The sequence below is a fragment of the Streptomyces hainanensis genome, from assembly GCF_004348415.1.
Lineage (GTDB): Bacteria > Actinomycetota > Actinomycetes > Streptomycetales > Streptomycetaceae > Streptomyces > Streptomyces hainanensis.
The window spans coordinates 1-5,429 of the sequence record NZ_SMKI01000494.1 but is presented as its reverse complement, the minus strand read 5'-3'; the positions used below and the strand labels follow the sequence as shown (position 1 = coordinate 5,429).

Annotated in this window: 6 protein-coding genes; 3 read left to right on the top strand and 3 right to left on the bottom strand. The window is 73.8% G+C overall.

Features of this window, described 5'->3' with window-relative positions:
• Positions 1-1,010: serine/threonine-protein kinase (locus E1283_RS30945; RefSeq protein WP_243745223.1), on the bottom strand; the 1,010-nt coding region annotated here is incomplete at its 3' end.
• 219 nt (positions 1,011-1,229) lie between these two features.
• On the opposite strand from E1283_RS30945, the gene E1283_RS30940 reads away from it, so the two are divergent.
• Positions 1,230-1,883 (top strand): TetR family transcriptional regulator, encoded by a 654-nt coding sequence (locus tag E1283_RS30940; protein WP_132821488.1) that lies wholly within the window; start codon positions 1,230-1,232, stop codon positions 1,881-1,883.
• 173 nt (positions 1,884-2,056) lie between these two features.
• On the top strand, positions 2,057-3,214 hold the full coding sequence (locus E1283_RS30935; RefSeq protein WP_132821487.1) for a flavin-containing monooxygenase: 1,158 nt from the start codon (positions 2,057-2,059) through the stop codon (positions 3,212-3,214).
• Between the two features lie 221 nt (positions 3,215-3,435).
• Here E1283_RS30935 and E1283_RS30930 read toward each other — a convergent pair whose 3' ends face one another.
• Both E1283_RS30930 and E1283_RS30925 read right to left on the bottom strand, forming a co-directional pair.
• Entirely contained in the window at positions 3,436-3,927 is a 492-nt protein-coding gene (locus tag E1283_RS30930; protein ID WP_132821486.1) for an ATP-binding protein, read from the bottom strand.
• A 251-nt stretch (positions 3,928-4,178) separates the two neighbouring features.
• The gene (locus E1283_RS30925; protein WP_132821485.1) at positions 4,179-4,553 is read right to left on the bottom strand and encodes an STAS domain-containing protein; all 375 of its coding nucleotides are present in this window, start codon (positions 4,551-4,553) and stop codon (positions 4,179-4,181) included.
• A gap of 337 nt (positions 4,554-4,890) precedes the next feature.
• On the opposite strand from E1283_RS30925, the gene E1283_RS30920 reads away from it, so the two are divergent.
• Positions 4,891-5,429 (top strand): sigma factor (locus E1283_RS30920; RefSeq protein WP_132821484.1); only part of this gene is annotated, 539 nt, incomplete at its 3' end.

Here is a 5,429-nt window from a genome sequence, read left to right as displayed (position 1 = left end):
GGCATGGGGGGCGGGGCCGTCGGCATCGGCGGCGGCACCAGGAGCGGCGCGGACGGCGAGGCGGACGGCGGCGGCGGGGAGGGCGCGGCCGGCACCGCCGAGGGCACGGCGGCGGGGGTGCGGCCCTGCCGGGCCTCGATGAGGGCGACCGCGGCCGGCGGCAGCCAGGCCGAGGCGCTGCCGCCGTCGTCGCTGGCGGCGAAGAGGTGCGGGGCCAACTCGGCCTGGAGGTCGGCCGGGCTCGGCCGCTCGTCCGCCTTGTGGGCCATCAGCGACTCGATCATCGGCCGCAGTTCGTCGGGCAGCCCGGACAGGTCGGGCCGCTCGCGCAGCAGCATGAACACCGTCTCGACCGGGTTGGCCCCGTGGTAGGGCGGGTGCCCGGTGGCGGCGAAGACCAGGGTGGAGGCGAGCGAGAACACGTCGCTCGCGCCGTTGACGCTGCGCGAGTCCCGCGCCTGCTCCGGCGACATGTAGGCGGGGGTGCCGACCGCCACGTTGGTCATGGTCAGGCGGGTGTTGGAGACGCCCGACGCGATGCCGAAGTCGATCACCCGGGGGCCGTCCTCGGAGACCAGCACGTTGGACGGCTTCATGTCGCGGTGGACCAGGCCCGCGCCGTGGATGGACTGCAGGGCCTCGGCGATGCCGGCCGCCAGCCAGCGCACGGCGGGCACCGGCAGCGGGCCGCACTGGTTGACGATCTCCTCGAGCGAGGGGGCCGGCACGTAGGCGGTGGCCAGCCAGGGCACGGCGGCGCGTGGGTCGGCGTCGACCACGGCCGCGGTGTAGAAGCCGGAGACGGCCCGCGCCGCCTCCACCTCACGCGTGAAGCGCACCCGGAACAGCTGGTCCTCGGCGAGCTCGCTGCGCACCGTCTTGATGGCCACCCGCCGCCCGGACGCCGACCGGGCCAGGTACACCAGGCCCATGCCACCGGCGCCCAGCCGGCCGAGCACCTCGAACGGCCCGATCCGCCGCGGATCGTGCTGCGTCAGCTGCTCCACCACGTGCCTGACACCTCCCCGTCCTGGCGCCACTCCGCCGCCCTACGCAGCATCTCATTGCCCGCTGACACCTGCGGACCTCCGGGACGATTCTTCCCTCAGCGAGTGGCCGTGGCGAACCCGGGGTCTGGATTGAGCTATCTGTCAGGAAATATCCAGAGCCGCCCCCCATTCGGCGGCGATCAAATCGCGCCGTGATCGCGCGTAGATAAGCTGACTTGCATGACAGGACAGGTAACGACCGTTGACGGCCGCGTCGCCGGCCGCAGAGGTCAGGCAACACGGCAGAAGCTCCTCGACTGCCTGGGCAAGATGCTGGGGTCCGCCCCCTACCGCGACGTCAAGGTGATCGACGTAGCTCGCAAAGCGGGCACCTCGCCGGCCACTTTCTACCAGTACTTCCCGGATGTCGAAGCCGCGGTGCTGGAGATCGCCGAGGAGACGCTGCGCGAGAGCGCCGGCCTCTCCGAGCTCGTCGAGGGCCGCACCTGGGCCGGCAAGGCCGGCTGGCGGACGGCGGAAGACCTGGTGGACGGCTTCGTCGCCTTCTGGCGCAAACACGACGCCATCCTGCGGGTCATCGACCTCGGCGCGGCCGAGGGCGACCGCCGGTTCGTCCGGATCAGGACCCGGGTGCAGGGGGCGGTCGCGAAGCCGCTCGCGGACTCCATCGACGAGCTGCGCACGCGCGGGCGCGCGACCGAGCAGACGGCGCCCCCGGTGGCGCTCGCCGGCTCGCTCGTCACGATGCTGGCCGCCGTCACCGCCCAGCCCAAGAGCCTCCAGGCGCTCGGCGCCAAGCAGGCCGACCTCCGGCCCGCGCTGGCGCTGCTCCTCTACCTCGGCGTCACCGGCCGCAAGCCGACCACCAGGTAGACCGCGGGGCGGACCACCAGCCAGACACCAGCCAGACCACCAGGTAGCGGCAGCCGCGGGAACGACGCGGGCGACGCCGCCCGGCCCCTGTCTCCGGGCCGGCGCGCCCCGCCGCGCGCACCGCGCCGGACACCCTCTGTCAGCCCTCCGACCGGCTGCGTATGCTCGTCGCCATGCCGCAGCCGCCCCGCGAACCGGGCCCCACCACCACTCCCGTGCACGTCATCGGCGCGGGCCCCGGCGGCCTCGCCGTCGCCGCCGCGCTCGGGCGCCGCGGGGTGCGCACCGTCGTCCTGGAGAAGTCGAACGACGTCGGCGCCGCCTGGCGCGGCCACTACGACCGGCTGCGGCTGCACACCACCAGGCGCTGGTCCTCGCTGCCCGGGCTGCGCATCCCGCGCTCCGCGGGGCGCTGGGTCCGCCGGGACGACTTCGTCAGCTATCTGGAGCGGTACGCCAAGCACCACAGGATCGACCTCGCGCACGGCGTCGAGGTCTCCCAGATATCCCGCGCCCCCGAAGGCGAGGGCTGGGTCCTGGAGGCCAACGGCGGTCGCGTGCTGCGCGCCCCCGCCGTGGTCGTCGCCACCGGCTACAACCACACCCCGCTGCTCCCCGACTGGCCGGGCGTCGAGGGCTTCACCGGCCGGCTGCTGCACGCCGGCGACTACCGCGCCCCCGAGCCGTTCGCCGGCCAGGACGTACTGGTGGTCGGCGTCGGCAACACCGGCGCCGAGATAGCCGCCGACCTCGCCTTCGGCGGCGCGGAACACGTCCGGCTGGCGATCCGCACCGTCCCGCACATCGTGCGCCGCTCCACCCTCGGCTGGCCCTCCCAGGCCAGCGCCGTCCTGGTGCGCCGACTGCCGGTCGGCCTGGTGGACCGGCTCTGCCGGCCGATCGAGCGCGCCGTCCCCGACCTCACCCGCCACGGGCTGCCCCGCCCGAGGACCGGCCTCTACTCCCGGGTGCGCGAGGGCGCGATCCCGGTGCAGGACGTCGGGCTGGTCAAGGCGGTCAGGAAGCGGCTGGTCCACCCGGTCGCCGCGGTCGTCTCGTTCGACGGCGCGGCCGTCAACCTGGCCGACGGCACGAGCGTCACCCCCGACACGGTGATCGCCGCCACCGGATACCGGCGCGGCCTCGAACCGCTGGTCGGCCAGCTCGGCCTGCTGGACGGCAGAGGCAGACCCCTGGTGCACGGTAGACAGAGCCACCCGGCAGCGCCCGGGCTCTACTTCACCGGATTCACCAACCCCATCAGCGGCATGCTCCGCGAACTCGCCAGGGACGCCGAGAAGATCGCCGCCGCCGTCGCCAGGCGGCTCTGACCCGGCCACCTTCGCCGTCCGCCCGCGGGCCCCCGGAACTCGGGCGCCCCTCCCCGGGCGGGAAGGGGCGCCAGCCGGTGATCCGCACTCGTCGAGGTCGGCCCACGACCGGGACGACGACCTCGACGTCCCCTCGCAACGCATCACCCTGCACCGCCCGATCCTGCCTCCAGGGAACCGGACGGAACCTTTCCTTAGGGTGATCAAGCCAGCACGGGTCGTCAATACCTGGCCGGAACCTTCCGTTCCCGTTCCGGTTCCCGGCGCGACTCGTCCCCGTCACCCGACGCCGAGCGCGGCGGCGGACAGGACAGCTCGCACCAGACGCGCTTGCCCGCCCCCTCCTCCTGCCACCCCCAACGGTCGGCGAGCAGCTCGACCAGCTCCAGACCACGGCCCCCCGTGTCCTCCCCCTCGGCGCGCCGAGGGCGCGGGGCACGCGCGCTGACGTCCACCACCTCGAGCCGGACCGAGCCGGGCTCCCGCACGGCGATCCGCAGCACGGCCGGCCGCCCCGTGTGCACCACGGCGTTGGTGACCAGCTCCGACACGAGCAGCACCACGGTGTCGGTCTGCGACTCGTCGGGCTGCGACTCGCCGGGCCGGGCCGGACAGGACCGCCCCCGGCCCAGCTGTGCCCGCGCCCATCTTCGGGCGCGGCCCACCTCCGAGGGCTCGGGGGCGACTTCCAGTTGTTTCTCCAGCTCCTGCACCGCTCACACCATCCGAACCGGCGGACCATTCGCCTTCAACCGGGGCACAACCCCGGTCTCGCACAGCATGATTGACGGGCGAGTCGGACAACAAGCGCTTCAGGAATATTCCGGCGCAAAGGAGTAAGGGACCGCCACGGTGTGCGATCCCTGAATCGTTACTCCTTCGAACAGTGACAGCACACCGGCGGCGCCGCGGCACCACCGCGGCGGCACCATGGCGACCGAACGGGGGGCCGCCCGGCCGCCGCCTACGCCGGCAGCGAGGCGTCGGCGCCGCCCACCGCGGACTCCAGGTCCGGGTAGCAGTCGAAGAGCCGGCGCACGCCGAGCGCCGCGAGCACCCGGTTCACGTGCGAGCCGTCCTCCGCGCCCCGCGCGGGCAGTATCAACCGCAGTTCGCCGGCACAGGACCGCATCAGCCGGCGTGCCGCCACCAGGACGCCCACGCCGCTGGAGTCGCAGAACAGCACCTCGGACAGGTCGAGCACCAGGTGCCGGCGCCCGTCCGCCACCGCGTCGTGCACGCGCTGCCTGACGCTCGGCGAGGTGGCCAGGTCGAGCTCGCCGACCACCCGCAGCACGGTCCACTCACCCCGCTGTTCTCCCCGCACCTTCAACGTCACCCGCGTGCAGCCCTTCTGTGTCGCCCACTCGTCCCGCGCCCGCCGTGCCGGCGCCGGAGGCCGGGAAGGCCCGGCCCACTCTATGTGCGCCCTTGCCCACTTTCCGGGGGCCCACGCGTCATATGCCAACGCCCAGGTGCCAGGAACCCGCCATTCGGCCACCCGAAAGAGCGAAGCTCTGACGGGAACCCCGCCTGGGGCGCGCTGTTCCGCGCTCGGGGGGCGCGCCCGAACGCCACCGCGCACTACATTTGACGCGACGCCGGGGTCTGAGGTTGTTCGCCGCACGGGGATTCGCCGCACGGGACGGGCTCCATGGACCGAGAGGGGTTGCCGGATGGCGCACGAGACGCCGCCACAGTGGGACCGCGACATGCGTCGTCGGCTCCAGCGCGGCGAGGCCGCCGCCCTCGCCGAACTCTACGACCGGTTCGCCTCGCTGGCCTTCGGCATCGCGCAACGCGTGCTGGACGACGAGGAGTTCACCGCCGGTGTGACCCACGACCTGTTCGGCAGGCTGTGGGAGCACCCGCTGGACTTCGACCCGGAGCGCGGCCCGATGCGGTCGTGGATAGCGGAGGAGGCCCACCGCCTCGCGGTCGACCGGCTGCGCCGCCGCCCGGGCGTCGGCCGCGACCCCGAGGAGGTGGCGGCCAAGGTCCGTGCCGCCTCCACGGCGGCCCGCGCCGACTACATCGTCACGGCCATGCCCGCGCCGCTGCGGGACGCGCTGGAGCTCACCAGGTTCCAGCGCCAGGACTGCCGGCAGATGGCGGACCGGCTCGGCATCACCGAGACCGAGGCCCGCCGCCGGCTCCGTCTCGGCCTCCAGCTGCTCTCCTCGGCCCACGGCTACACCGCCGCCACCGCCGCCAC

What these genes read in the sequence shown, in the direction of transcription:
- E1283_RS30940 (WP_132821488.1), top strand. Translation starts at nt 1,230, where the DNA reads ATGACAGGACAGGTAACGACCGTTGACGGCCGCGTCGCCGGCCGCAGA.
- E1283_RS30935 (WP_132821487.1), top strand. Translation starts at nt 2,057, where the DNA reads ATGCCGCAGCCGCCCCGCGAACCGGGCCCCACCACCACTCCCGTGCAC.